This is a genomic window from Actinomadura sp. WMMA1423 (assembly GCF_006547145.1).
GTDB lineage: Bacteria > Actinomycetota > Actinomycetes > Streptosporangiales > Streptosporangiaceae > Spirillospora.
In genome coordinates this window covers 4,673,251-4,697,276 of the sequence record NZ_CP041244.1, presented here as the reverse complement: position 1 = coordinate 4,697,276, position 24,026 = coordinate 4,673,251, and the positions used below count along the sequence as shown (strand labels likewise).

Annotated in this window: 26 protein-coding genes; 10 read left to right on the top strand and 16 right to left on the bottom strand. The window is 72.5% G+C overall.

All coding sequences use genetic code 11. The features are described 5' to 3' along the window. Nucleotides 1-58: 58 nt before the first annotated feature. Nucleotides 59-622 carry a MarR family winged helix-turn-helix transcriptional regulator gene (locus FKD65_RS21670; RefSeq protein WP_141586995.1) on the bottom strand — a complete coding sequence of 188 codons (564 nt, stop codon included), beginning with the start codon at nucleotides 620-622 and terminating at the stop codon, nucleotides 59-61. A gap of 215 nt (nucleotides 623-837) precedes the next feature. On the opposite strand from FKD65_RS21670, the gene FKD65_RS21665 reads away from it, so the two are divergent. Continuing rightward, nucleotides 838-2,571: a pyruvate dehydrogenase gene (locus FKD65_RS21665; RefSeq protein WP_141579219.1), complete on the top strand. Its 1,734-nt coding sequence runs from the start codon at nucleotides 838-840 to the stop codon at nucleotides 2,569-2,571. A 48-nt stretch (nucleotides 2,572-2,619) separates the two neighbouring features. Here FKD65_RS21665 and FKD65_RS21660 read toward each other — a convergent pair whose 3' ends face one another. Further along, nucleotides 2,620-3,204 (bottom strand): TetR/AcrR family transcriptional regulator, encoded by a 585-nt coding sequence (locus tag FKD65_RS21660; RefSeq protein ID WP_141579218.1) that lies wholly within the window; start codon nucleotides 3,202-3,204, stop codon nucleotides 2,620-2,622. A 178-nt stretch (nucleotides 3,205-3,382) separates the two neighbouring features. On the opposite strand from FKD65_RS21660, the gene FKD65_RS21655 reads away from it, so the two are divergent. Continuing rightward, a complete protein-coding gene (locus FKD65_RS21655) occupies nucleotides 3,383-4,951 on the top strand; it encodes an MDR family MFS transporter (RefSeq protein ID WP_141579217.1) in 1,569 nt (522 codons plus the stop codon). Between the two features lie 97 nt (nucleotides 4,952-5,048). Beyond that, complete coding sequence (locus FKD65_RS21650) at nucleotides 5,049-6,704, top strand: AMP-binding protein (RefSeq protein WP_205718760.1); 1,656 nt, start codon at nucleotides 5,049-5,051, stop codon at nucleotides 6,702-6,704. A 142-nt stretch (nucleotides 6,705-6,846) separates the two neighbouring features. On the opposite strand, the gene FKD65_RS21645 is transcribed toward FKD65_RS21650, so the two are convergent. Then, entirely contained in the window at nucleotides 6,847-7,254 is a 408-nt protein-coding gene (locus FKD65_RS21645) for an ATP-binding protein (protein WP_240810274.1), read from the bottom strand. 287 nt (nucleotides 7,255-7,541) lie between these two features. Here FKD65_RS21645 and FKD65_RS21640 point away from each other — a divergent pair, with 287 nt between their 5' ends. After that, the gene (locus tag FKD65_RS21640) at nucleotides 7,542-8,840 is read left to right on the top strand and encodes a hypothetical protein (RefSeq protein WP_141579216.1); all 1,299 of its coding nucleotides are present in this window, start codon (nucleotides 7,542-7,544) and stop codon (nucleotides 8,838-8,840) included. Nucleotides 8,841-8,862: 22 nt separating this feature from the next. After that, complete coding sequence (locus FKD65_RS21635) at nucleotides 8,863-9,744, top strand: hypothetical protein (RefSeq protein WP_141579215.1); 882 nt, start codon at nucleotides 8,863-8,865, stop codon at nucleotides 9,742-9,744. A gap of 1 nt (nucleotide 9,745) precedes the next feature. On the opposite strand, the gene FKD65_RS21630 is transcribed toward FKD65_RS21635, so the two are convergent. Both FKD65_RS21630 and FKD65_RS21625 read right to left on the bottom strand, forming a co-directional pair. After that, nucleotides 9,746-10,372, bottom strand: coding sequence for a DUF4232 domain-containing protein (locus FKD65_RS21630; protein ID WP_141579214.1), 627 nt, complete (start codon nucleotides 10,370-10,372; stop codon nucleotides 9,746-9,748). 194 nt (nucleotides 10,373-10,566) lie between these two features. Further along, a complete protein-coding gene (locus FKD65_RS21625) occupies nucleotides 10,567-10,833 on the bottom strand; it encodes a hypothetical protein (protein WP_141579213.1) in 267 nt (88 codons plus the stop codon). Nucleotides 10,834-11,006: 173 nt separating this feature from the next. Between FKD65_RS21625 and FKD65_RS21620 the strand changes: the two genes are divergently transcribed. Together FKD65_RS21620 and FKD65_RS21615 are read left to right on the top strand one after the other, a co-directional pair. Continuing rightward, nucleotides 11,007-12,530, top strand: coding sequence for an NAD(P)/FAD-dependent oxidoreductase (locus tag FKD65_RS21620; RefSeq protein WP_141579212.1), 1,524 nt, complete (start codon nucleotides 11,007-11,009; stop codon nucleotides 12,528-12,530). 74 nt (nucleotides 12,531-12,604) lie between these two features. Next, entirely contained in the window at nucleotides 12,605-13,444 is an 840-nt protein-coding gene (locus tag FKD65_RS21615; RefSeq protein WP_141579211.1) for a metal-dependent hydrolase, read from the top strand. A 94-nt stretch (nucleotides 13,445-13,538) separates the two neighbouring features. Here FKD65_RS21615 and FKD65_RS21610 read toward each other — a convergent pair whose 3' ends face one another. Together FKD65_RS21610 and FKD65_RS21605 are read right to left on the bottom strand one after the other, a co-directional pair. Continuing rightward, nucleotides 13,539-13,928: an SSI family serine proteinase inhibitor gene (locus FKD65_RS21610; protein WP_141579210.1), complete on the bottom strand. Its 390-nt coding sequence runs from the start codon at nucleotides 13,926-13,928 to the stop codon at nucleotides 13,539-13,541. A 157-nt stretch (nucleotides 13,929-14,085) separates the two neighbouring features. Further along, on the bottom strand, nucleotides 14,086-15,738 hold the full coding sequence (locus FKD65_RS21605) for a sigma-70 region 4 domain-containing protein (RefSeq protein ID WP_141579209.1): 1,653 nt from the start codon (nucleotides 15,736-15,738) through the stop codon (nucleotides 14,086-14,088). Between the two features lie 361 nt (nucleotides 15,739-16,099). Between FKD65_RS21605 and FKD65_RS45625 the strand changes: the two genes are divergently transcribed. Continuing rightward, complete coding sequence (locus FKD65_RS45625; protein ID WP_240810273.1) at nucleotides 16,100-16,765, top strand: CAP domain-containing protein; 666 nt, start codon at nucleotides 16,100-16,102, stop codon at nucleotides 16,763-16,765. 69 nt (nucleotides 16,766-16,834) lie between these two features. Here FKD65_RS45625 and FKD65_RS21595 read toward each other — a convergent pair whose 3' ends face one another. The 7 genes from FKD65_RS21595 to FKD65_RS21565 form a co-directional block, all read right to left on the bottom strand. Further along, complete coding sequence (locus FKD65_RS21595) at nucleotides 16,835-17,155, bottom strand: TetR/AcrR family transcriptional regulator (protein ID WP_141579207.1); 321 nt, start codon at nucleotides 17,153-17,155, stop codon at nucleotides 16,835-16,837. Nucleotides 17,156-17,311: 156 nt separating this feature from the next. Further along, complete coding sequence (locus FKD65_RS21590) at nucleotides 17,312-18,001, bottom strand: NAD(P)H-dependent oxidoreductase (protein WP_141579206.1); 690 nt, start codon at nucleotides 17,999-18,001, stop codon at nucleotides 17,312-17,314. A gap of 34 nt (nucleotides 18,002-18,035) precedes the next feature. Next, nucleotides 18,036-18,362, bottom strand: a complete 327-nt coding sequence (locus FKD65_RS21585) for a helix-turn-helix transcriptional regulator (RefSeq protein WP_141579205.1) — start codon at nucleotides 18,360-18,362, stop codon at nucleotides 18,036-18,038. Nucleotides 18,363-18,419: 57 nt separating this feature from the next. Continuing rightward, on the bottom strand, nucleotides 18,420-18,638 hold the full coding sequence (locus FKD65_RS21580; protein WP_141579204.1) for a hypothetical protein: 219 nt from the start codon (nucleotides 18,636-18,638) through the stop codon (nucleotides 18,420-18,422). A 1-nt stretch (nucleotide 18,639) separates the two neighbouring features. Beyond that, nucleotides 18,640-19,881: an RNA polymerase sigma factor gene (locus FKD65_RS21575; protein WP_141579203.1), complete on the bottom strand. Its 1,242-nt coding sequence runs from the start codon at nucleotides 19,879-19,881 to the stop codon at nucleotides 18,640-18,642. Next, complete coding sequence (locus FKD65_RS21570; protein ID WP_141579202.1) at nucleotides 19,878-20,249, bottom strand: YciI family protein; 372 nt, start codon at nucleotides 20,247-20,249, stop codon at nucleotides 19,878-19,880. Before FKD65_RS21570 ends, FKD65_RS21575 begins: the two co-directional genes overlap by 4 nt. 55 nt (nucleotides 20,250-20,304) lie before the next feature. Next, nucleotides 20,305-20,958: a DUF998 domain-containing protein gene (locus tag FKD65_RS21565; RefSeq protein ID WP_141579201.1), complete on the bottom strand. Its 654-nt coding sequence runs from the start codon at nucleotides 20,956-20,958 to the stop codon at nucleotides 20,305-20,307. 154 nt (nucleotides 20,959-21,112) lie between these two features. Here FKD65_RS21565 and FKD65_RS21560 point away from each other — a divergent pair, with 154 nt between their 5' ends. Beyond that, complete coding sequence (locus FKD65_RS21560) at nucleotides 21,113-21,661, top strand: hypothetical protein (RefSeq protein ID WP_240810272.1); 549 nt, start codon at nucleotides 21,113-21,115, stop codon at nucleotides 21,659-21,661. Between the two features lie 101 nt (nucleotides 21,662-21,762). Continuing rightward, complete coding sequence (locus FKD65_RS21555; protein ID WP_141579200.1) at nucleotides 21,763-22,419, top strand: hypothetical protein; 657 nt, start codon at nucleotides 21,763-21,765, stop codon at nucleotides 22,417-22,419. Nucleotides 22,420-22,595: 176 nt separating this feature from the next. Here FKD65_RS21555 and FKD65_RS21550 read toward each other — a convergent pair whose 3' ends face one another. Then, nucleotides 22,596-22,856 carry a hypothetical protein gene (locus FKD65_RS21550; protein WP_141579199.1) on the bottom strand — a complete coding sequence of 87 codons (261 nt, stop codon included), beginning with the start codon at nucleotides 22,854-22,856 and terminating at the stop codon, nucleotides 22,596-22,598. 385 nt (nucleotides 22,857-23,241) lie between these two features. Beyond that, on the bottom strand, nucleotides 23,242-23,898 hold the full coding sequence (locus tag FKD65_RS21545; RefSeq protein ID WP_240810271.1) for an alkylmercury lyase family protein: 657 nt from the start codon (nucleotides 23,896-23,898) through the stop codon (nucleotides 23,242-23,244). Nucleotides 23,899-24,026: the final 128 nt, after the last annotated feature.

Sequence of the window (24,026 nt, the reverse complement as noted above, 5' to 3'; positions counted from 1 at the left end):
ACTCTAAGCCTGTTCTCCCTCCGAGGGGAAGGCCCTAATCCGGACGCGGGCCCCGGCCTCAGCTCCGCTCGCGGACGTCGAACGAGCCGCGTCCCGCGATGAGCTTGTCCAGCAGCATGACGAGCATCCGCTGCTCGGTCTCGGTCAGCACGTCCGCCCACTGCCGCTCGCGCTCGTTCTGGGCGGCGAAGATCTCCAGCATCGCGTCGTGCCCGCGCTCGGTCAGCGACAGGATCACAGACCGGCCGTCCCGCTCGCCCGGGGTGCGCGCCAGCATCCCGTCCGCGACGAGCGTCTTGGAGAGGTTGGACACCGCGGCCCTGCTCATCCCGGCCAGCGTGGCGGCCCGGCCGGGCTCCAGCGGCCCGGCGAGCCAGGTCACGAACAGCAGCCGGAACGCCGACCAGGAGTGGCCGCGCGGCCGGTGCACCGTGGACTCCAGGTCGTAGGTGACGATCGCCGAGGCGCGGTTCAGCGTCAGCAGCAGCCGTGTCGCCGACCGATGCCGGAACCCGAACTCCTCCGAGAGCCGCCGCCCCGCGAGCTCGACGAACGACCAGAAGTCCAGCTCCGCCGCGTCGCCGGTGCCCGTCCCGCCGGTGCCCGTTCCATCCGCGCTCATCCGTCCGCGCCTGTGCTCATGCGTCCGCACCCGTCCCTCGGCGCTCACCGATCTAGTTTATGGATTGACTATTTAACCCCCGCGGGCCGCGGGTGTCAGCCGTAACCCCGCGTCGGTCCCGCGCCGGTGCTGGGCGGGGTTCGGTGTCAGGCGCGAGGCATCGGGCATTGCAGGCGGGAGGGGCGAAAGCGGGGGACCCAGCGGGGGAGAGGCGAATGGCGACCGTCGCCGACCAGTTCATCGAGGTGCTGCGGCAGGCCGGTGTCCGGCGGATCTACGGGGTGGTGGGCGACAGCCTCAACCCGGTCGTGGACGCCGTGCGCCGCACGCGCGGCATCGAATGGGTGCACGTCCGCAACGAGGAGGCGGGCGCGTTCGCGGCGGCGGCCGAGGCGCAGACGACGGGGAGGCTCGCGGTGTGCGCGGGCAGCTGCGGTCCCGGCAACACCCACCTCGTCCAGGGCCTCTACGACGCGCACCGGTCGGGCGCGCCGGTCCTCGCGCTGGCGTCGCAGATCCCGAGCGTGCAGATCGGCAGCGGGTACTTCCAGGAGACGCACCCCGAGCGGCTGTTCGTCGACTGCAGCCACTTCTGCGAGCCGATCGTCACCCCGGAGCAGATGCCGCGCATCCTGCGGACGGCGATCCAGCACGCGATCGGGCTCGGCGGCGTCTCCGTGCTGACGCTTCCGGGGGACGTCGCGGGCAGGGAGACCGCCGCCCCCACGGGCGAGCACGACTTCCTCGTCCGCAAGGGGATCGTCCGGCCGCCGGCCGACCAGGTGGACCAGCTCGCCGGCGCGCTGAACCGGGCGCGGAAGGTGATGCTGTTCTGCGGCTCGGGCGTCCGGGACGCGCACGCCGAGGTGATCGAGCTGGCGCACCGGCTGCTGTCCCCGGTCGGCCACGCGCTGCGCGGCAAGGAGTGGATCCAGTACGACAACCCCTTCGACGTGGGCATGAGCGGTCTGCTCGGCTACGGCGCCTGCTACGAGGCGATGCAGGAGGCCGATCTCGTCCTCCTGCTGGGGACCGACTTCCCCTACGACCCGTTCCTGCCGGGCAAGAACACGATCCAGGTGGACGACGACGCGTCCAGGCTGGGCCGCCGTACCCCGCTCGACCTCGCGGTGCACGGGGACGTGGGGGAGACGATCCGGCTCGTCCTGGACAGGGTCGAGCAGAAGCGCGACCAGTCCTACCTCGACGAGATGCTGCACCGGCACACGCGGGCGCTGGAGAGCGTCGTCTCCGCCTACACCCGCGACATCGACCGGCACATCCCGATCCATCCCGAATACGTCGCGGGCGTCCTGGACGACCTCGCCGCCGACGACGCGATCTTCACCGTGGACACCGGGATGTGCAACGTCTGGGCCGCCCGCTACATCACCCCCAACGGGCGGCGCCGAGTGATGGGCTCGTTCGTCCACGGCTCCATGGCCAACGCGCTCCCGCACGCCATCGGCGCCCAGTTCGGCGCGCCAGGACGCCAGGTCGTCTCCATCTCCGGCGACGGCGGCCTCGGCATGCTGCTCGGCGAACTGCTCACGGTGAAGCTGCACCGCGTCCCGGTGAAGATCATCCTGTTCGACAACGCGGCGCTCGGCATGGTGCGCCTGGAGATGATGGTGGACGGCCTGCCCGCCTTCGAGACCGACCACGAGCCCGTCGACTACGCCGCGATCGCACAGGCGATGGGCATCGAGTCGGCGCGGGTGGAGCGCCCGGCCGACGTCCGCACCGTGATGGAGCGCGCGCTCGCCGCCCCCGGCCCGTACCTGGTGGACGTCGTCACCGACCCGAACGCCCTGTCCATCCCGCCGCACATCACGCCGCAGCAGGTCAAGGGGTTCGCGCTGTCGGCCGGGAAGACCGTCCTCACCGGCGGCGTCGGCAAGATGCTCGACCTGGCCCGCAGCAACCTGCGCAACATCCCTCGTCCCTGACGCGCCGGCGCCCGGGATCCATGGCGGCCGTTCAGCGCGCCGTCGGGCTCAGTGGAACTCGCGGGCCATCTCGGTGAGGGTCTCACCCGCGACCTCCGCGAGGGAGCGGACGGGCTGCTCCTCGATCCAGGTCTGGGACGCGATGCGCAGCGCGGTCATGAACGCGCCGGCCATGACCCGGGCGCGCAGCGGGGGCAGGCCGTCCCGGGCCGCGATGAGGTCGGCGAGGGAGCGTTCGAACTCGGCGTAGTGGGCGAGCTGCCGGCCGAGGACGGACGGGTGCTTGCGGGCGAGGCGCGTCTGGGCGGCCCAGCGGGGGTCGAGCTCGCCGGCCTCCGCGTGCAGGACGTTCATCGAGGCCCGCAGCGCCGTCCAGGACGACTCGTCCGGCGGGCGGGACGCGAACGTCTCCAGGATGTCGCGCATCCGCTGCTCGTCGCCGTAGAGGAGCGCGTCCTCCTTGCCGGCGAAGTAGTTGGAGAAGGTGCGCCGGGAGACGCCCGCCGCGTCGGCGATGGCCTCGACGGTGACCCCGTCGAAGCCGTGCTCGACGGCAAGGCGTACCGCGGCCTCGTGCAGGGCGCGGCGCGTCGCCTCCTTCTTGCGCTCGCGCAGCCCGCCGGTGGTCTCCATGGTCGCCCCAGCCTAGCGGGCAAAAACATGCCCACCGCGAAAATTTGCGCAGTGGGAATAAAGCGGGTCGCCGCGAGGGTTGGTCACCTCGTTCCCACCGCACACACAGACCTCACCCGGAGGCGATTCCTTGAGTGATCAGGCCTTGACCGAGCAGGCCCCAGCGAGGCCGGCTCCGATGTCGCACCGCCAGATCCTCGAAGCGCTCAGCGGCCTGCTGCTGGTGCTGTTCGTGGCGATGCTGAGCAGCACCGTCGTGTCCACCGCCCTGCCGCAGATCATCGGTGCGCTCAGGGGCAGCCAGTCGCAGTACACGTGGGTCGTCACGGCGACGCTGCTGGTCTCCACCGCCAGCACCCCGATCTGGGGCAAGCTGGCCGACCTCTACGACAAGAAGGTGCTGCTCCAGGCGGGCGTCACCATCTTCGTCCTGGCGTCGGTGGCGTCGGGATTCGCGCAGAGCACCGCGCAGCTCATCGCGTTCCGCGCGGTGCAGGGCCTCGGCGTCGGCGCGCTCCAGATCCTCGTCCAGATCATCATGGCGGCGATGATCAGCCCCCGGGACCGCGGCCGCTACTACGGCTACCTGGGCGGCGTGATGGCCGTCGCCACGGTCAGCGGGCCGCTGCTCGGCGGGCTCATCGTCGACTCCGCGCTCGGCTGGCGCTGGTGCTTCTTCATCGGCGTGCCGTTCGCGGTCGTGGCCTTCGCGCTGCTGCAGAAGACCCTGCGGATCCCGCACGTCCGGCGGCCGGACGTCAGGATCGACTACCTGGGCGCGACGCTGATCGCGGCGGGGGTCAGCGTGCTGCTGATCTGGGTCACGTTCGTCGGCGAGAACTTCGCCTGGCTGTCATGGCAGACAGCCGCGATGGCCGGCTCCGGCGTCGTGCTGCTCGCGGTCGCGGTGCTGGTCGAGGCCCGCGCGGCGGAGCCGATCGTCCCGCTGGACATCGTGGCGCGCCGCAACACCGCGCTCGCGATCACGGCCAGCCTCGCCGTCGGCATGGCGATGTTCGGCGGCGCCGTCTTCCTCGGCCAGTACTTCCAGATCGGGCGCGGCTACAGCCCGACCAAGGCGGGCCTGCTCACCTTCCCGATGATGCTCGGCGTGTTCGGGGCGTCCACCGTGGCCGGGCGCCTCGCCAGCAGGACCGGCAAGGTGAAGCCCTACATCCTCGCCGGGACGGTCGTGCTGACCGCCGGGTTCGGCCTGCTGGCCACCATCGACCACCAGACCTCGCTCGTCTTCATCGGCGCCGCGATGTTCCTGGTCGGCGCCGGGGTCGGCATGACGATGCAGAACCTCGTCCTCGTCGTGCAGAACTCGGTGCGCCTGCACGAGATCGGCGCCGCGAGCGGGACCGTCACGTTCTTCCGGTCCCTCGGCGGGACGGTCGGCGTCTCGGTGCTCGGCGCGGTCCTGGCCAACCAGGTCGCGGACCGGATCGCCGACGGGCTGCGCGGGCTCGGGGTGAACCCGGGCTCGGGCGGCGGCGACGCCGGCACGCTCGACATCGCCGCGCTGCCCGCGCCCGTCCAGGAGGTCGTCCGGGCCGCCTACGGCGACGCTACCGGCCACATCTTCCTGATCTCGGCGGGCATCGCGGTCGTCGGCATCGTCGCGGCGGCGTTCCTCAAGCCCGTGACCCTGCGCGACAGCCTCGACCTCGCGGACCCGCCGCGACCGGCGGAGCGGGACGTCCCCGTGGCCGCCGCGGAGGGCCGCGCATTGTCAGGTTCCTGACAAAAGCCCGGCCGAAGAGCTGGGTCAACTCAGGAGAAGACGGAGAGCTCCGTACGTACGGTCGGTCTATCCGAACCCCGTACCCCGGAGGCGGCAGATGAGCGGACCATCGGAGCTCGGACGCCGCACGGTGTCGCCCGGCACGGCGCCGGTCCCGCGGGCCGCGCCGGTCTCGCGGGTGGTCTCGGCCGCGCGGGCGGGCGGCATGTTCGCCCGCAGCGGGCTGTGGCGCCCCGGGCCGCCGCTGAAGGTCGCCCGCCAGCTCGGTGCCCTGCGCCGCTGGGGCACCCTGCTCGGCGGGACGCTCGCCTCCGCCGCCGCCCGCGACCCCGGCGCCGTCGCGATCGTCGACGACGCCGGGGAGCTGACCTACGGCGAGGTCGACGCCCGCACCGACCGGCTCGCCGCCGCCCTCGATGACTCCGCGTCCGGGGCGGCCCCCCGCGTCGCCGTCCTGTGCCGCAACCACCGCGGCATGGTGGAGGCGCTCGTCGCGTGCAGCAAGCGCGGCTCCGACCTCGTCCTGCTGAACACCGGCATGAGCACCGAGCAGCTCGCGGCGGTGCTGCGGCAGCATGAGACCGACGTGGTGATCGCCGACGCGGAGTTCACCGGCTTCATCGCGGCGGTCCCGAAGACCGTGCGCGTCATCACCGCCGGTGGGACGGCCTCCGAGCTGGAGAACCTCATCGTCACCGCGCCCGCCGCCCCGATCGGGCCCCCGCCCAGGGCGGGCCGGACGATCGTGCTCAGCTCCGGCACGACCGGCCTCCCCAAGGGCGCCGACCGGCACTCGCGTCCGGGGCTGTCGCCGCTGACGTCGATCCTGTCCCGCATCCCCTACCGGGTGCACGAGCGGATGTTCATCGAGGCGCCGCTGTTCCACACCTGGGGCTACGCGATGCTCCAGGTCGCCATCTCGCTGCGCGCCACGATCGTCCTGCGGGCCCGGTTCGACCCGGAGCAGACGCTCCGCACGATCGACCTCACCCGCACGACCGCGCTGGTCGCCGTCCCGGTGATGTTGCAACGCGTCCTCGACGTTCCGGAGGCAGCCCGCAGCGAGCACGACACGTCCTCGCTGCGGATCGCGGCGGTCAGCGGCTCCGCGCTGCCCGCGACGCTCGCCACCGCTTTCATGGACGAGTTCGGAGACGTCCTCTACAACCTCTACGGGTCGACGGAGGCGTCCTGGGTGACCGTCGCCACGCCCGCCGACCTGCGCGCCCGCCCCGACACCGCCGGCACGCCGCCGCCGGGGACGCGGGTCGCGATCCTGGACGAGGCGGGCGACCCCGTCCCGCCCGGCACCACGGGACGGATCTTCGCCGCGAACGAGCTGCTGTTCGCCGGCTACACCGGCGGCGGCACCAAGGAGATGCGGGACGGCCTGATGAGCCTCGGCGACCTCGGCCACCTCGACGAGGCGGGCCGCCTGTTCGTGCACGGCCGCGACGACGACATGATCGTCTCGGGTGGGGAGAACGTCTTCCCCGGCGCGATCGAGGAGGTCCTGGAGAAGCTGCCGCAGGTGCGGGAGGTCGCGGTGGTCGGCGTCCCGGACGAGGAGTTCGGGCAGCGCGCCGCCGCCTACGTCGTGCTGCGCGAGGGCGAGACCCTGGACGCCGACGCCGTCCGCGCCCACGTCCGCGACCACCTGGCCCGCTTCGCGGTACCGCGCGACGTCCACTTCCTGGACGCCCTACCCCGCAACCCCACCGGCAAGGTCCTCCGCCGAGCCCTCCACCCCTGACGCCCAAGACCAGCCAACCCACACCCCCACCACCGCCCGTACTGCGTCACGTGTCAGCCGGTGGGCGCGCGGACGGCGGCAGAAGTCACCTTGCGAGGTCACCTCGGTGGCGGACGGGGCGGGGGTCAGGGCGCGAGGCGGGTCATACGTCGGCGGCGGGGCGGCGGGCGTCGATGACGAACCAGAGGCGGGTGCGGCGAGGGGACTGCTCCAGGGCCCACTCGTCGGCGAGCGCGTCGATGACGGTGAGGCCGCGGCCGTGGTCGAGGCGGGGCGGCTCGTCGGGGTCGGCCAGGGCGGGGCCGTCGTCGGACACCTCGACGCGGAGCCGCCTGCCGTCGGTCGCGATCGTCACGCCGATGAGCCCGGAGCCGTGCAGGATGGCGTTGGCGACGCCCTCGGCGGTCATCAGCTCGACGTCGTCGAGGAGCGCCTCGTCCGCGAGGACCTTCGCGGCGCGCTCGCGGACGGCGCGGCGGGCCCGCCGGCCGCCGTCGCCCTCCCCGGTGAAGCCGATCGGTTCACCGAGCCGTTCCATCCCCTCGGTCACTGCATCACCAACTCGGTTAAGGAAGCGCACAGCAATCATTCACCTGCGCTTAGTGACCGGGCAACGCAATGGACACATCGATCTTGGCCTCTCCGGGACAGGCGACCTTAGGTGGCGGAGCCTACGGCAGGAGTCACCGCTCCAGCCCCACATCCCGAAAAACATCTCCGTCGCGTTGGGCACTACTCACCTGGGCGTACAAAACCCGGAACTTCTCCGTCCTCCAGGGAGGATCACCGGGCGCCTCCCCCATGTCAGCCTGAGGATCCACCCCTGGAGGTTCGCCCATGCACGCGGTCTTCCTCGCCTGCGCAGCGCAGGCCGTCTACATCGTCGCTTACGTCCTCTTCAAGACGGCCGCGGGGCGGATGAGCCCGCTCTCGGGCCGGCACCCCCTGCACGCCGCCGGACAACTCGTGCGGAGCCCGCGCTGGCTCGCCGGGCTCCTGGTGCTGATGGCGGGCTTCGGACTCTCGGCCACCGCGCTGGTCGCCCTGCCCGTCGCGGCGACGCTGCCGGCCTACGGGCTCGGGCTCGTCCTGCTGCTGGCCGTCGGGATGAGCGGGTTCGGCGAGCGGCCCACCTCGCGCGAGTGGCTCGCCGTCCTCATCACGGTCGCCGCGATGGTCACCGCGGCGCTGTCGGTGCTGCCGGGCCACGGCGCAGAGGCGCCGGACCGCGTCGGCGCGGCCGCCGCCTCGCTGCCCCTGTGGAAGGCCGCCCTGGTCTGCGTGCCCTCGCTGGCCCTCCCCCTGTGGATGTTCAGCCTGCGCGACCGGCCGGTGGGAGGCCGGCACGCGCGGCCGCTCACGGGCATCGCCTACGGGCTCGGCGCGGGCGTCCTGCTCGGCGCCACCGAGGTCTTCGGCGAGGGCATGGCGATGATGTTCGCCGCGGGCCGGGGGACGGAGGTGCCGCTCTCGCCGCACCCCTACCTGTTCCTGCTCGCGGGCGTGCTCGGCGTCGGGCTGCTGTCGATCGGCCTCCAGCGCTGCCGCCTCACCGTCATCGTCACCGTCGTCACGGTCACCGCGAAGACGCACCTGCTGCTGTCGGCCACGCTCCTGTACGCGGAGCCGTGGCCGCGCGAGGCGGGGCCGTTCTGGCTCCGGGCCGCGGGCGTCGGGCTGGCCCTGCTGGCGCTGCTGGCGTTCCCCCGCCACGAGCGGCGGCCCGCGCTCGCCTCCCGCGTCCGGACGTCCGGCGGCAGGGCCCCCGATGACCACGGCGAGCCGCGCGAACTGCCGCCGGTGCTGCCGCCCAGGCCGCGCTCCTCGTCGCATCACGCGCCGCCGGCGCCGCGGTCCCGGCCGGACGGGACGCCTCCCGTGCCGCCCTCCCGGCTCAGCGCCCCGCCCCGAGGATGGCCCGGCGCGCCGGACCCCGCGCGGAACCGCGAGAGCGATCCGGGTGCCGCCCGGCCGAGCGACGTCGCCCCACGCGGCGCGACGCAGAGCGGTGCCCATCCGAGCGGCGCGCATCCGAGCGGCGCGCATCCGAGTGGCGCGCATCCGAGCGGTGCCGAGCTGGGCAGGGGCGATCTCGGTGATGTCAATCTAGGCAGTGTCAAGATAGAGTGGAGGTGACTCCGAGAGAAAGGACCGCGTGATGGCGGAGGAGCCCGGCCTCGCACGGCGGATGTGGCACCAGCTCGAACCCCTGCACGCCCTGTTCTGGTACTCCCCGGAGGTCTTCGCCGAGGCGGAGGGGCTCGGCTACGACGTGCGGACCCGCTGGCCCAGCTACTTCGCGTGGCGGGCCGCGCCGCTCGGCGCCGCCGGGGCGCACGCGGTGTCGGCCGCCTTCTACAGCTTCAGCCCGCGCATGGTCGCCGAGCACGTCCCCGCGGCCTGGACGGTCGCGGAGCCCGGCCGCGTCCTGGAGGCCCGCACGCGCGCCGTCGACCGCATGTACCGGACGCTCCTCGCCGGCGACGTCGCGGGTCCCGACCTCGCCGAGGCCGCCGATCTGGCCCGCGCCGCCGCCGAGGCCGCGAGCACCGCAGGACGCCCGATCGCCGCCGCCAACGCCGACCTGCCCTGGCCGGACGAGCCGCACCTCGCGCTGTGGCACGCGATCGGCGTCCTGCGCGAGCAGCGCGGGGACGGCCACGTGGCCGCGCTGCTCACCCACGGGCTCGACCCGGTCGAGGCGCTGGTCTCCTTCACCGCGGTCGGGGCCGCGTCCGCGGAGACGTTCGCGAGCCGCGGATGGACCGCCGAGGAGTGGGCCGCCGCCCGCGACCGGCTCGCGTCCCGCGGCCTCGTCGACGCCGACGGCGCCGCGACCGCCCGGGGACGCGAGCTGCGCGACGACGTCGAGCGGATGACCGACGACCTCGCTCACGCGCCGTGGCGGACGCTGGGCGCCGCCAAGGCCGACCGGCTGGCGCAGCTCGCGATGCCGATCCTGGTGAAGGTGCTGGAGACCGGCCTGATGCCCGCGCAGAACACGCTCGGCATCGGCAGGATCCAGGCGCCGCCGCGCTGAGTCAGCCGCGCGGGAGCTGCCAGGCGGTCTCCTCCATGCGGCCCGTGGTGCCGAGGTCGATCGGCCCGATGGCCGGGACGACCACGACGGGCCGTCCCGGCGCAGGACGGACCTCGAGGTACTTCCCGGCCACCGCCACCGTGTTCGCGTCGGTGACCGTGTTGCGCCAGACGATCACGAACGCGGCCTTGCGGCCCGGGCGGATCGTCAGCGGCTTCGGTCCGGCGTCCTTCACCTGCCGCGTGCCGCGCACGATCTCCACGTCGAACGGCTGCCGGCTCGCGTCGAGCACGCGCAGGGACGGGTAGCCGTTCAGCAGGTAGGGGCGGCTCCCGCAGTTGCGCAGCTCGATCCTGGCCGCGCGCAGGCCCATCGCGGCGTCCGGCTCGGCCATCGAGACGGCGATGCCCTGCGGGGTGCAGGCCGGTGGGGGCGGCGACGGGCGCAGCGGCAGGGGCGGGCGCACGTCGGCGGGCGGCGGGGTCGCGGCGGCCGGTTCCGTGGCCGGCGCTCCGGCGGGCCTCGCGCCGGGGACGGCGGCGGAGCCGCACGCGCCGAGGGCGAGCGACCCGAGGGCGGCGCTCCCCGCGCCGAGCAGGCGGACGCGGGTCCGCTTCGTGACGGTCACCCGCAGATCATTGCAAATGTCGCACGCCGCGCGGGCGGTGTGCGCACCCGTCGCCCTCATCGACTTGCGGTATGTCGCGCCTGGGCAAGTCGTGCGGCCGCGGCAGCCGAGCATGCGGTCCCTTCGGACCGAGCCCGGCAGCCGCGGCCGCAGCGTTGTTCGGTCAGCGGCCTGGTCGGCCGCTGACGGAGGGGTCATCGGTACATGACGATTCCGACCCCGATGAGGAACACCACGACGGTGAGCAGCACCGCCGTGGCCAGTGTGGGGATCAGACCCAGACCCCGTCCCGTCCCCTGGTTCCGGAGGTTCATGGTCACCCAGCTGATGATCGCCCCCGGACCGAGGATCGCCAACATGACGATGTTGGCGACCCACTGCTCACCGGAAGCGATGAGCACCAGTACGTATCCCAGGACACCGAGGACACTGCAGACGATCAGTTTGAAGTTGCTGCGCATGGCGGGCCTCCAGTTTTGATTGGTCCTTACCGGCCGCTGAGAGCCGGTCCTTCTCGTTATGGACCGTCCCGGAGCCCTCCGTGGTGGCAGCCGATCGCTGTCGGCGAAGAACACCCTGCGAAGGAGCAATCAAGGTTATATTCGACACGTGCTCCAATAGCGGGAGGTGCCTGATGCCGGACGCGCCGCCGGACGTGATGCCGGACGCGGAGGTCGCGATCATCGGGGCCGGGCTCAGCGGGATCGGGATGGGGATCGCGCTCCAGCGCGCCGGCATCGACGACTTCGTCATCCTGGAGCGCGCCGGCGACATCGGCGGGACGTGGCGCGACAACGTCTACCCCGGCATCGGCGTGGACGTGCCCGCGCAGGCGTACCAGTTCAGCTTCGCCCTCAACCCGCGCTGGAGCCGGGTGTTCGCGCCGGGCTCGGAGGTCAAGGACTACATCGACCGCCTCGCCGACCGGTACGGCGTGCGCCGCCGCGTCCGCCTGGGCACCGAGGTCACCGAGCGGGTCTGGGACGAGGGCGCCGCGCTCTGGCGGCTGCGCACGCCCGCCGGGGAGGTGACGGCCCGCTTCGTGGTCAGCGCGATCGGCGCGTTCGTCGACCCCAAGCCGCCCGGCATCCCCGGGCTCGACGGCTTCGAGGGCACGGTGCTGCGCTCGTCCGGCTGGGATCACGGCTACGACCTGGCAGGCAAGCGGGTCGCGGTCATCGGGACGGGTGCCAGCGCCGTCCAGATCGTCCCGGAGATCGCGCCGCGGACCGCGCGCCTCGACGTCTACCAGCGCACCCCGATCTGGGTGGGCCCGAAGCTGGACGCGCCCGTCCCGCGCCCGGTGCGCCGGCTGTTCCGGCGCGCCCCCCGCCTCCAGGACGCCGTGCGCCGCGCGGCGACGCGAGGCGTCGAGATGGTCCTCGTGGACCTGGTCGTCGGGCACGGCAGGAAGCCCTACCTCGCGCACGGCGGCGCGCGGCTGGCCCGGGCACTCTGGTACCGGACGCAGGTCAAGGATCCCGACACGCGCCGCAGGCTCACCCCCGGTTACGGGCTCGGCTGCAAGCGCCCGTCCGTCTCCAACACCTACCTCAGGACCTTCAACCGGCCGAACGTCGCGCTGGTCACCGACGCCATCGACCGGGTCACCGCCACCGGCGTCCGCACGGTGGACGGCCGCGAGCGCGACGTGGACGCGATCGTCCTCGCGACGGGGTTCCGGCTGGCCAGCGACCCCGAGGTCTACCGCCGGACACCGGTCCGCGGCCGCGACGGCTTCGACCTCGCGACGTTCTACCAGGAGAACCGCCTCGCGTCCTACGAGGGCATCAGCCTCCCGGGGCTGCCCAACCACTTCATGATGTTCGGCCCGTACGGCTGGGTGGGCGGCACCTGGCACCAGCTCGTGGAGACGACCTCGGCCCATGTCGTCCGCGTCATCCGGGAGGCCCGGCGCCGGGGCGCGGCCTCGGTGGAGGTGCGTCCCGAGCCGACCGAGCGCTGGACGAGCGGCATGCGCGAGCGCCTCGCCGGCTCGCTGTGGGCGACCAACGGCTGCGCCACCGCCAACAGCTACTACTTCGACCACCATGGCGACACGCCCTACCTGCGCCCGACGAGCGCCGCGCAGGCCGCCCGCGCCGCCCGCACGTTCCCGCTGGACGACTACGCCTACTCGCCCGCCGACCACGCCTGATCCCCCGACCACGCCCAGCCCTCGACCACGCCTGCTCGGTCCCCGACACGTCCCCCGTCCGAGGAGAGGTCCGCATGACACAGCGCGCCATCCAGACCCGCCGGGTCGCCTTCGACCACCCGAAGGGCTCCCTGCGCCGCCACTACGTCGACGGCGACCTCGTCATGAGCCACCTCGTGGCCCTGCTGTCGGCGACGTTCCCGCCGGGCGAGGACTTCTTCGTCCGCTCGGTGCGGCACTACCGCGACCGCGTCACCGATCCGGACCTGGCGGCGCAGGTGAAGGGCTTCATCGGGCAGGAGGTCGTCCACGGGCGCGAGCACGACCACCTCAACAGGACGCTCCGCGAGATGGGCTACCCGACCCACCGGATCTCCGCCGTCGTCAAGCGGGACCTGCGCCTCGCCGACCGCTTCCTGCCGCCGATCGTCCGCCTCGGCTTCACCGCCGGGCTGGAGCACTACACCGCGACCATGGCCGAGTGCCTGCTCACCGATCCCCGGGCGCAGAGGCTGCTGGGTGACACCAGCGTCCGGTCGATCCTGCTGTGGCACGCGCTGGAGGAGTCCGAGCACAAGGCCGTCGCGTTCGACGTCTTCCGGCAGGTCGGCGGCACCGAGCGCACCCGGATCCGGACGATGCGGGTCATCAGCGCGGGGTTCCTGTTCCTCGTGGTCACCGGCACGTCCATCTCGCTGCTGGGCGACCCCGCCACCTACCGCCCCGGCCGCCTGCGCCGGAGCCTCGCCGAGCTCCGGCACTCGCCGTTCCTCAAACGCGAGGTGATCCGGCGTCTGCGCGCCTACAACAAGCCCGGCTTCCATCCGGACGACTTCGACAGCACGGACCTGCTGGAACGCTGGCGCGAGGAATTGTTCGGCGCCGAGGGCGCCCTCACCGCGAACCTCAGGTGACGGCGGCCGGGACGCCGGAGAGCGGGCCCGGGTCCCGGACGGCGAGTGCGCCCATGAGGGGAGCGGGGAGCGGACGCGGGTCAGAGGAGGCGGGTCAGAAGTGGAAGACGTGGCCGCCGGTCGCGATGTTCGCGCAGGGGGCGTTGGAGTAGTGCGCGCTGGTGGAGATGAGCATTCCGCGCCACCGCCCCACCACGCTGGCGGTGACCGGGTCGTAGTACTGCGGGCAGGTGGCCGTCGGCACCCGGGGGATTCTCCGGAAGTCGCCGCCGGCCTTGATGAGGTCGGCGCAGGCCGCCTCGGCGTCCGGGTGGGTGCCGCCGGTCGGCTCGCACTCCAGCGTCACGGACTTGGCGGCGGGGCTGGTGCTCACGTCGGGGACGATGCTCACGGTGAGCTGGGACGCCGCCGCGGCGTTCGCGGGCACGGCGAGGGCCGCGACCGTGCCGAAGGTCAGGGCGACCGTCCCTAATGCGGTGCGCATGACGTTCTCCTCCTTCAGGATCGGACTGAAACGCACCTGCGATTAGAGCACGGTAATTGCCGCGCGCCCGGGGCCTGACCTGGTCATGACCACATGCGGTTTCCTCTATTCGCACCCAAAAAGATGATCTTGTCGGGCCGTAATGGACCCATTCCCGTCATGAAGGGCTGACGACCGTGCGGTCGCCGTCCGTCTCGTACGCCACGACCCGCACCACCGGAAGCCGGGCCGCGCCGCCGTCCCGCGGGCCGGGCACCATGAGCGCGGGCGTCCCGTCCGCCTCGCTCTCGTGGGAGCCAAGCTCGCCGACCGACTTCAGCCGCGTGACGCCGGAGCCCGCCGCGGCCACCAGATGCCAGCGCCGCGGCGACCGCCACCACACGGCGGCGGCCGTCGTCCCGGCGGGGGAGGTGTAGTCGCTGTTCGTCCCGCCCCTCGCCGACATCGCGCGCCCGTTCTCGGAGATCAGCATCGAGCCGCCGGGGGCGCCCCACGGCGAGGACGCGTCCACCGTCAGCAGCGTCGCCCTGCCGCCCCCGTCGGGCAGCTCGCCGTTCCACAACCGGCCGAGCCGCAGGTCGCCGGACTCGCTCAGCGTCGCGGCCGCCTCGCACGCGACGGCGTGCAGCGCCGCCCACCCGGACCGCCTCCCCTGCTCCGCCGGATCCCGGAACCACACGCGCGGCGCCGAGGAGCGGGGGTCGTTCGAGACGAACTGCGTGACCGTCCGCATCCCGAACGCCATCTGGAACACCACGTAGTTCTGGCAGCGCGGCGTGAACCAGTCCCACGGCAGCGGATCGCTCAGCCCGTCCCGCACCGTCACCGGCCGCCAGTCCGGAGCCCGGCCGGACGGCACCGCGGCCCGCACCTCCAGCAGCCACGGCGGGACGAGGTAGCGCCACGTCATGCCCACCATGACGAGCTGCCCCGCGTCCGTCGCGAGCTTGCGGACCGACTCCACACCGCGTGACAGCCGCCGCTCGAAGTACTGCGCCACGCTGGGCGTGTCCCGCAGGCCGGGCGAGTCGCGCAGGATGACCAGGGACGCGCCGTCCAACCTCCCGGCGTACAGGACGACGACCCGGCCGACCGGCGGATCACCGCGGTCGCCCCGCCAGGCGTCGGCGGCCCGCCGCAGCAGCCGTTCGTCGCGGAGCAGCCCGCCCTGGGCGGGCCACTGGTAGATCGTCGGCGTGCTGGTCTCCCGCCACGCGTTCGGGGCGACCGTCCCGGGCGCGGCAGAGCTCCGCGGCCGTGCGATGAGGCCCCCGGCGACCACCACCAGTGCCACCACGAGCACGCCCGCCAGCCCGGCGCGCCATCTCGCCCCACCGGCGAGCGGCGGGCGAAGCCGCACAAGGTCGGGCTCGAAGGCCTGGATCTCCTCCCGCTGCGCCTCCTCGTCCAGGCCGGTCAGCTCGTCGACGGCGGCGGTGACCCGGTCCACGTCCTGGAAGCCGACCGGGTGCTGGTCGCCCATCTCCGCGGCGACTTCGGGAACGGTGAGACCGTCCCGGCGCAGCGCATAGACGAGCCGCTCGTCCGGCGGCAACTCCAGTAAGGCCGCCCGGACCGGCCCTCGCGGAGTCCGGGCGGGCTCGAAGAGGAACCGATGCGCAGGGCGCCGTCCGGTGGGCGGGTCGTCGAGCAGGATCGGCACGAGCCGCGCCCGCATGGCCGGGTACCCGCCGCGCCGTCTGCGGACGGCCCTGGCGACGGCCCGACGAGCCCGCCCGAGCGGGTCGTCCCCATCGTCCAGGACCAGGTAGGCGAGCCGCAGAAGGCGGCCGTAGTGCTCACGTTCCATCCGTCGCACCGCCCCTCTCCTACACGCATTGTGCGCTCCGACCGCCGGAGATCCAGAGGGTCGGGGACGCGCGCCGATGCTCTGTTCCCACGCCTCGCGGTCCCCCTGTCAGATTTCGGACGCGGTTTCTGTTATCCGTCCAGAGCCCGGGGGTCTCCCAGGCGTCCGGCAAATCACCTGGAACCCATGAAGGCAGGCTTACGTGAGCGAGAGGAACAACACGGGGTCGAGACGGAGTCCCCGGACGCGTCGCGGGAGCTACGGACGGGCGCCGCATCCGACCGGGCAGGCGCCGCATCCGCGCGGACGGGGGCCGCGTCCGAGCGGGCGCTGGTGGGCGGCCCTCGGCGCGAGCGCGAGCGTGGTCGCCCTGACCGCCGGGATCGCCTACGGCGTCACCGGATCTTCCGACGGCCCGGCCGACTCCCGGCCGGTCGCCGACAACGCGGCCCCCGCGCCCGCCTCACCGCCCCCCGCCAAGACGAACACGACGCCCGCCAAACCCAAGCCGACCAAGACCGCCAAGCGCTCGACCGTCGCGAAGAAGCCCGCGAAGCCCGCCACGAAGCGGACGCCGAAGAAGCGGCCGACCACGCCGGCGCCCCGCTCCACGGCCCCCGGCGGCGGCAGCGGCGGTGGTGGCGGTGGCACGCTCGCCCAGCAGGTCGTCTCCCTGACCAACGCCGAGCGCGCCAAGAACGGCTGCGGGGCCCTGACGGTCGACTCCCGGCTCCAGGCCGCCGCGCAGGGCCACTCGAACGACATGATCGCCCGCAACTTCTTCGACCACACCAACCCCAGCGGCAGGAACCCCGGCGACCGGATCACCGCCGCCGGCTATCGCTGGTCCACCTACGGCGAGAACATCGCCTACGGCCAGCGGACCGCCGCCGCCGTCATGTCGGCGTGGATGAACAGCTCCGGCCACCGGGCCAACATCCTGAACTGCCGGTTCAAGAACATTGGCGTGGGCGTCGCCCTCAAGTCCGGAACGCCCTACTGGACCCAGAACTTCGGCACCCGCTGAGACCGGAGCCGTGCGCGCCCGCCCGCCCGGAGCCCTCCGGCGGAGACCCCCCGGGCGCGCACGCCTCCCTCACGCCTGAAGCCGGTCGAGGGTGTGGTGGAAGAAGGCGGCGCCGACCAGCGACACGGTGCGGCGCTCCTCGTCCAAGGGCAGGAGGGCCGTCAGCAGCGCGCGGAGCCTGGCCATCGCGTCCGCGTCAGTGGGGACGCGTCCGAGCGCGTCCCGTGCGTGCCGGTCGATCCGGTCTCGCAGCGTCGCCGCGGCCGCGCCCAGGAGGTCGTCCTTGCCCGGAAAGTAGTGCTGGATCCGGCCGACCGACGTGCCCGCCTCGGCGGCGACCGCGCTCATGGTCACGGCGTCCAGCCCGGCCTCAGCCGCGATCCGCCACACGGCCTCGGCGAACTCGGCCCGCCGGAGGCGGAGCGGCGCTTTCGATCCGCCTACGCGGAAGGCATGCGGCTCCTGCCGGAGCCGGCGGAGGTCCACGACGTCGGCACGGCGTTCGGCAGGGTCCGCGTCTACCGGTTCGGTTCCGCGTCGGTCGACTCACACCAGGGAGACGTCGCGTGACCTGGGATCCGCGGCGACGAGCGTGACGGACTCTCTGACCGCCTCCAGCGCCGCCGCCCGTTCCTCTTCGGTCATGTGAGCCGGGCCGTAGGTGACCACGGGGTCGAGGACCCGGTAGCCGACGAACTCCAGCATTCCGCGGTGGATGTGGAACAGGAAGTCGTCCATCGGGCCGAACGCGCCCCCGGGCATGAACGACTCCCTGGACCCGCCGGTCGTGAACAGCAGCATCGCCCGCTTGCCCGCGAGCGCCGCCTCGCCGAAGAGGCCGTGGTCCCCGCCGAAGACCGCGCCCATCACGAAGACCCGGTCCACCCACCCCTTGAGGACGGCGGGCAGCGAGAACCACCACATCGGGAACGACAGAACGAGCAGGTCGGCGGCCAGCAGGCGGTCGAGGTGCGCCTGGACGGTCGCGTCGAGCGTCCCGTTCCCGACCGCGCGCATCTGCTCGGCCTGCGGCTTGAAGTGGCCCTCCACCGACGGGAAGTCGTCGCGGGAGAGGGTCGGGTCCCACGCGTCGGAGTAGAGGTCGAGGACGTCGACGCGGTACCCGGCGCCGCGCAGGGCCTGGGCCGCGGTGGCCATCTGGGCCGTGCTGAACGAGCGGGGCTCCGGGTGGGCGTGGACGATCAGAGCGATGGGAGCGGCATCGGAAGTCGACATGAGGAGATCATATCGACATATCGCGATTCGTCAATCAAACGGTGACGGCGAACGCCTCCGCCAGCCGCGCCAGCCGCTCCTCGTCCCGGCGGTAGTGGGTCCACTTGCCGACCCGGGTGGGCCGGACGAGCCCGGCCCGCTCGAGCGTGCTCATGTAGCTGGACACGGTCGACTGGGCGAGCCCCGCCTTCGCCTGGATGTGCGTGACGCACACGCCGACCGCCTCGCGGTCCGCGATCGGCTCCCACTCGCCGAAGTGCTCTTCGGGGGCCTTCAGCCACTGCATGATCTGCAACCGCGCCGGGTTGCCGAGGGCCTTGAACACCTCGATCAGCTCGTCCGCCCCCAACTCCGCCGCCATCAGCCGTCCCCTCACTCGTCAAACCGACAGACCACGATATCTCGATACTGCTGGCCCTCATCGAGGTGCCGCGGCCGACCGTCCGACGTCGATGGTCACGTCGATGTCGCCGCCACCCGCCGCGGCCTCGGCGAAGACGGAATGCGGGACGCGGTCGAGCAGCAGCACGAAGTGCAGGGCGAACGGCGGCCTGTTCTCATGCGGGAAGCCATCGGCGTCGAGTTGCAGATTCGCCTTCCAGGCCGCCTGGCAAAGCACCGAGACGACCAGTCCCAACTCACGTGAGGCGGTCGGCTTGGGTGAGCAGGTAGCGCTGCTCGACCTCGTTGTCGGTCAGGGCGGCCGCCTGACGGTAGAGAGCGGCCGCCGTGGCGGTATCGCCGGTCATCTGGAGGAGATGGGCGCGCACCGCGCGTTCACGCTGCCGGGTCAGGGGCTCCCGGTCCAGGTGGTGCCGGCTGTTGAGGTCGTCCAGAAGGGCCAGGCCCCGGGCCGGTCCGAACGCCCGGGCGACCGCCACCACGCGGCTGAGCCGGATCGGCGCGGTGGGGGTGAGCCGTTCGAGCCAGAGGTACAGCATCGCGATCTGCGGCCAGTCGGTCTCCTCCGGCGACGTGGCCGCCGCGTGCACGGCCGCGATGGCCGCCTGGAGCCGGTACGGCCCCGCCGCCCCGCGGTTCCAGACGCCGTCGATCAGTTCGGTGCCCTCCCGGATCAGGTCGGGGTCCCACCGGCTGCGGTCCTGCTCGTCCAGCGGCACCAGTTCGCGGTCGGCGCCGGTGCGCGCGTCGCGCCGGGAATCGGTGAGCAGCATCAACGCCAGCAGGCTCGCCACCTCGGCGTCGTCGGGGAGCGAGGCGTGGAGCATGCGGGTCAGCCGGATCGCTTCCCGGGTCAGGTCGACGCGGGCGAGTTCACGGCCCGCCGTGGCCGTGTAGCCCTCGTTGAAGATCAGGTAAAGGACCTGCATGACGGCTGCCGTCCGAGCGTCCAGGTCGGCTCCGGCCGGGGGAGTGAAGCGGGCGCCGGCGCGGGCCAGCCGCTGTTTGGCGCGGCTGATCCGCGTCCCCATGGTGGCCTCGGTCGTGCCGTGGGCGTGGGCGATCTCGGCGGTGGTCAAGCCGCCGACCGCGCGCAGCGTGAGCGCGACCTGGGACGTGGTGCTCAGCACGGGGTGGCAGCACAGCAGCAGCAGAGTGAGGCTGTCATCGGCCTCCTGCGGGGGACCGGCCTGGCGGGCCGGTTCCCGCATGGCCGCCTCGGTCATCGCGGCCTCGTGCTCGCGCCGGCGGCGGGCCTGGTCGGAGCGGAGCAGGTCGACCATCCGCCGGTAGCCGATCCTGATCAGCCAGGTCCGCGGGTCCTCTGGCACCCCCTGGCAGGGCCAGTCCCTGCCGGCGGCCAGCAGTGCCTCCTGGACGGCGTCCTCGGCGACGTCGAAGCGGCCGAAGCGCCGCACCAGGGCGCCGAGGACCTGCGGCGCCTCCGCGCGCAGCAGACGCTCGACGTCGCCGTTCACGCCGTGAACTCCTCCCCCATGATCGGCCGGATCTCGATCGGCTCGCCGAGCACCTCGACGATCCGCGAAGCGATCTCCACGGCGCGCTCCCGTCCGGCCACGTCGATCACGGCGAAGCTCGCCAGGACCTCCTTGAGCTCGGCGAACGGCCCATCGGTGGCGACCACGCCGCCCGGCGTCCTGCGGACGGTGGTGCTGACCACCGGGTGGCCGAGTCCCTCGCTGGTGACGAACTCGCCGGTCCCGGTCAGCTCCCGCTCGAACTTCTGGTACTCGGCGAACGCGGCGAGCGCCTCCTCCGAGGGAGCGCCGGCGGTCGCGGCGTCCCAGGCGGCGGCCGGCGTGTAGCTGAGCAGCAGGTACTTCATGGTGATTCTCCCAGGGTCGTCCGTGCACGGGCCGGGTTCCAGCTGTAACACCAGGTCAGCCCAGTTGCATGTCCCGGCGGCGCATGAGCAGTGCGACGACGGTCGTCCAGGTGAACGCGACCAGGCCGTTGAGGGCTATCTGCAGGCTCATGTGCTCCGGGGACACGGGCACAAGCAGGACGAGCGCGACGGCGCCGTTCACCACGGCCGGCCACGCGGCCCGCCGCCGCACGCAGCGGACGGTCATCACGACCGCCGCGACGGCCAGGGCGGTGAAGGCGACGGCGGCCGCGACCGAGTGTGCGACGCCGTGCCAGGACATCTGGGCGACCGGCCCCTCCGGGGTGCCGGCAGGGAAGCCGTTCTCCGCGTCCATCGGCAGCAGGCCGGCGGCCACCAGCCCGATCCCGAAGACGGCGACGAGGACGGGCAGGGCCCGGCGGCCGGCCCCCTCGGTGATCGTGCGCCTGAGGCCGGCCGCCAGCGCGACACCGCCCAGGCCCGCGAGCACGAAGGTGACGATCTGGATCCAGCCCAGCTCACCCGTGGCGAGCTGGCTGATCGGATGCCGCGTGATGTCGAAGCCGTCCCGCATGACCATCTGGGCGAGGGCCGAGGCGAAGAACAGCGGCCCGGCGAGCGCGCCGGCGACCAGCGCGCGAGACGTCCGGCGGGCGGTGCGGGCCGGAGGGGCGGTTGCGGTGGCCATGGGTTCCTCCTCATCGATGGGTCTCACCGCTACCTCGGGGCCGGGCCGGGGATCTCGACACCATCGCCGAGTGACCTACGTCACTTCCATCTCATGTCCGAAAGCGTCCAGCCGCTCCGAGGTACCGGCGAAGACCCGCACAGAGGAGAACGTGATGTCCGAGCCCACGACGAACGAGCCCACGACGAACGAGCCCACGACGAACGAGCCCACGACCAACGAGCCCACGACGAACGCGGCGAAGGAGATCGCCGCGAACGCGGCGAAGGAGATCGCCGCGAACGCGGCCGAGCGGCCGAGTGCCGGAGTGCAGGCCCTCGACCGTCTGGTCGGCACCTGGAAGGTCACCGGCGGCGCCGAAGGGACCGTGCGCTACGAGTGGATGCCCGGAGGATACTTCCTGCTTCAGCACGTCGATCTCACCCAGTTCGGCGAGCCCGCCACCGGCATCGAAGTGATCGGCAATCTCCGCCCGTTCGGGGAGCCGACCGGGGAGGACGTGGTGTCGCGGTACTACGACTCGCTCGGCAACACCTTCGACTACGTCTACGAGCTGACCGGCGACAAACTGACCATCTGGGGCGGTGTGAAGGGCGGTCCGGCCTACTTCGAAGGCACTTTCAGCCCGGACGGCGCCACCCTCACCGGCGGATGGGTCTACCCGGGCGGCGGCGGATACCGGTCCACCATGACCCGCGTCTGACACCCCTACGCCCGACGACCAGGAGCGCCGGGCCCCTCGACGGCCCGGCGCTCCAGCTTTCCCGCGGGCCGAGAACACCTTCGATTGGCAGAATGCACGGCATGCCAAAAAAGTCCGCGTCATTGGTCGCCGTCGCGGCCATGGCCACCGGGGCCGCGTTCGGGGCCGGGACCTCCCTCATCAACGACCTTTCGTCGGAGTACGGGACATTCGGTCCCCGTCTCGCGGACACGTCCGTCGCCCCGGCGCTGAAGGTGCTGAGCATCCTTCTCGACGCCGGGTGGGCATGGGCCGCGCTGGCCGTCCTGATGGGCTGGTACGCGTCCGCCGGACGCGGCGCCAAGCGCGCGGCGCTGAGAGGGGCGGCCCGTGGTGCGCTGGCGCTTCTGGCCGCATCGGTGGCGTACTTCTGCGCGGACGCCCCGTTGCGAGGCGAGTCACTGTCGAGTCATCTCATCGAAATGGTCCTGTGGTCGATCGCGAGCGTCGTCCTCGGGCCGCTGCTCGGCGCCATCGGGTCGCAGATCGGTCGGAAAGGGCTGATCGGGATGCTCGCCGGGCTGGTGGTCCCGGCCGGCGCGGTGGTGCAGACGCTGTGGCTGGACGTCCCGGCGCTGGTGCGGACCGGCTCCGACACGGCCGCGGAGATCATCATCTGGATCACCGCAGCGGCCACCGCCGCATTCGTCGTCGCCCGCGCGTTCAGGACATGGGGTTCGAGAGACCTGAACCCCCAAACCGGGGCTCAACACCCGTAAGCCCCAGCGGCGACCCGCCTGAGCCCACATACGCGTTGACCAGCCGGAGCGTCCCTATCTCGGCACGTCCGCACGGCTGGATGTGAACGGGCCCCGCGCAAAGCGCGGGGCCCGGGAGATCACCCTGAGTGGTCCACGCGCCTGCCAGGCGGCGATCACTTTGGGCAGCTGCCTTGCTAGCAGCCCGACTCCTCCGGGTTCAGCGGGTTCGCCGGGTTCAGCGGGTTCAGCGGGTTGAGCGGGTTCAGCGGATTCGCCGGACGCGGCGGGGCCGGGGGCTTCGGCACCGACAGCACCAGCGAGGCGCCGGTGACGCCGCGGTTGTCAGCCACCCGGGCGGCGGTGTCCTCGCACGAGCGGTCGTCGTCGTCGCAGCCGGTGAGTAGGACACCGGCCAGCAGCGCTGCCAGCGCCATGAGGGCGGCACGCGTCGTCATGTTCTCTCCTTTTCGAGCCAGGCCCCCACCGAGGGAGGGCGTCAGATCACACCGTCCGCGAAAAGGAAGATTCGGCCGCACCCCTCGATTGCTTCGGCTGCCGTACAGGTGTCGCGCCATTCCTGGGTACCGTCGTCCGCGCAGTAGCCCCGCCATTGCTCTGCAGGGGTCTGCCCAGGGGTTGGTTATGTCGAGGGCACGCTCCGGGCATGGCGTACGGGCTAGGTGGCGTGCTGGAGGCGTTGCCGCTGTTCGTGGGGGGCGACATTCCGCCTACGCACAACGACGAACCGCGAGACCTCAAGGTAGGCATTCACAGGCGCCATCCGTCACCACGCCCGTGTCGTGAGAGCTCCGCTGGAGCTGAGAGGTCAAGCGGCTGTGGTCAGGGGAGGCGCCAGAAGGGGCCGGTCAGGCCGCAGTCCTCCAGGAGCGCCTGGTTGTGCTCGCGGCTGTGCGGCTGGAAACCGGGGTCGAGGCGGTCGCCGTACCAGGGCCCGGCCAGCCGCCAGACGGTCGTGGCGTCCGTGGTGTAGCCGCTGCCGGGCGCGTTGGCGTCCGTCCACTGCTCGGCGTGGCCGCGGTCGCAGAACATGCGGATCATCGTGCAGGTGGCGACCACGTCGTCCCACCACTGGTCGGCGGGCCGCGGAAAGCGGACGGCGAGTTCGGCGGGCGGCGGGGCCTTCGGGCCGGACTCGAAGGAGATGCGGGATCCGCACTGCGGGCACGCGGTGTCGATCCGGACGACCAGGCGCAGGGCGGCGCTGATGCCGAAGGAGTCCCACGCGCACCCGCCCCACCACCGGCGGTCGTCGTGCCCGTCCACCGGGGTCACCACGAACGCCATCGGCGCCGCCGTGAACGGATGCGCCATCCGCACCGAGTCCCCCTCCGGCGCCAGCACCAGCGCATGCGCGTCCGCCAGATCACCCAGCATCCCCTGGACGGCCTCCGCCGTGCTCCGCGTCCTGCGCGCGAGCTCACCCACCGAGGGCGCTCGCCCCTCCGCCGCGAACGTCTCGTAAACGAGATCGCGCACGGCCCACGCATCCGCAGTCACCACAGGCCACACCAGCCTTCCCACCTCGATCCCGACCCTACAGACGCCCCCGAGGCACAGCACTCCAATTCAGCGAGGGCGAGGCCGTCCGCGTCGTCGGGAGGGTT

Coding starts and splice junctions, on each gene's coding strand:
- FKD65_RS21620 (WP_141579212.1), top strand. CDS start 11,007: ATGCCGGACGCGCCGCCGGACGTGATGCCGGACGCGGAGGTCGCGATC.
- FKD65_RS21590 (WP_141579206.1), bottom strand. CDS start 18,001: ATGTCGACTTCCGATGCCGCTCCCATCGCTCTGATCGTCCACGCCCAC.
- FKD65_RS21655 (WP_141579217.1), top strand. CDS start 3,383: ATGTCGCACCGCCAGATCCTCGAAGCGCTCAGCGGCCTGCTGCTGGTG.
- FKD65_RS21635 (WP_141579215.1), top strand. CDS start 8,863: ATGGCGGAGGAGCCCGGCCTCGCACGGCGGATGTGGCACCAGCTCGAA.
- FKD65_RS21670 (WP_141586995.1), bottom strand. CDS start 622: ATGAGCGCGGATGGAACGGGCACCGGCGGGACGGGCACCGGCGACGCG.
- FKD65_RS21585 (WP_141579205.1), bottom strand. CDS start 18,362: ATGGCGGCGGAGTTGGGGGCGGACGAGCTGATCGAGGTGTTCAAGGCC.
- FKD65_RS21550 (WP_141579199.1), bottom strand. CDS start 22,856: ATGACGACGCGTGCCGCCCTCATGGCGCTGGCAGCGCTGCTGGCCGGT.
- FKD65_RS21665 (WP_141579219.1), top strand. CDS start 838: ATGGCGACCGTCGCCGACCAGTTCATCGAGGTGCTGCGGCAGGCCGGT.
- FKD65_RS21615 (WP_141579211.1), top strand. CDS start 12,605: ATGACACAGCGCGCCATCCAGACCCGCCGGGTCGCCTTCGACCACCCG.
- FKD65_RS21640 (WP_141579216.1), top strand. CDS start 7,542: ATGCACGCGGTCTTCCTCGCCTGCGCAGCGCAGGCCGTCTACATCGTC.
- FKD65_RS21560 (WP_240810272.1), top strand. CDS start 21,113: ATGTCCGAGCCCACGACGAACGAGCCCACGACGAACGAGCCCACGACG.
- FKD65_RS21625 (WP_141579213.1), bottom strand. CDS start 10,833: ATGCGCAGCAACTTCAAACTGATCGTCTGCAGTGTCCTCGGTGTCCTG.
- FKD65_RS21555 (WP_141579200.1), top strand. CDS start 21,763: ATGCCAAAAAAGTCCGCGTCATTGGTCGCCGTCGCGGCCATGGCCACC.
- FKD65_RS21605 (WP_141579209.1), bottom strand. CDS start 15,738: ATGGAACGTGAGCACTACGGCCGCCTTCTGCGGCTCGCCTACCTGGTC.
- FKD65_RS21650 (WP_205718760.1), top strand. CDS start 5,049: ATGAGCGGACCATCGGAGCTCGGACGCCGCACGGTGTCGCCCGGCACG.
- FKD65_RS21570 (WP_141579202.1), bottom strand. CDS start 20,249: ATGAAGTACCTGCTGCTCAGCTACACGCCGGCCGCCGCCTGGGACGCC.
- FKD65_RS21610 (WP_141579210.1), bottom strand. CDS start 13,928: ATGCGCACCGCATTAGGGACGGTCGCCCTGACCTTCGGCACGGTCGCG.
- FKD65_RS21660 (WP_141579218.1), bottom strand. CDS start 3,204: ATGGAGACCACCGGCGGGCTGCGCGAGCGCAAGAAGGAGGCGACGCGC.
- FKD65_RS21565 (WP_141579201.1), bottom strand. CDS start 20,958: ATGGCCACCGCAACCGCCCCTCCGGCCCGCACCGCCCGCCGGACGTCT.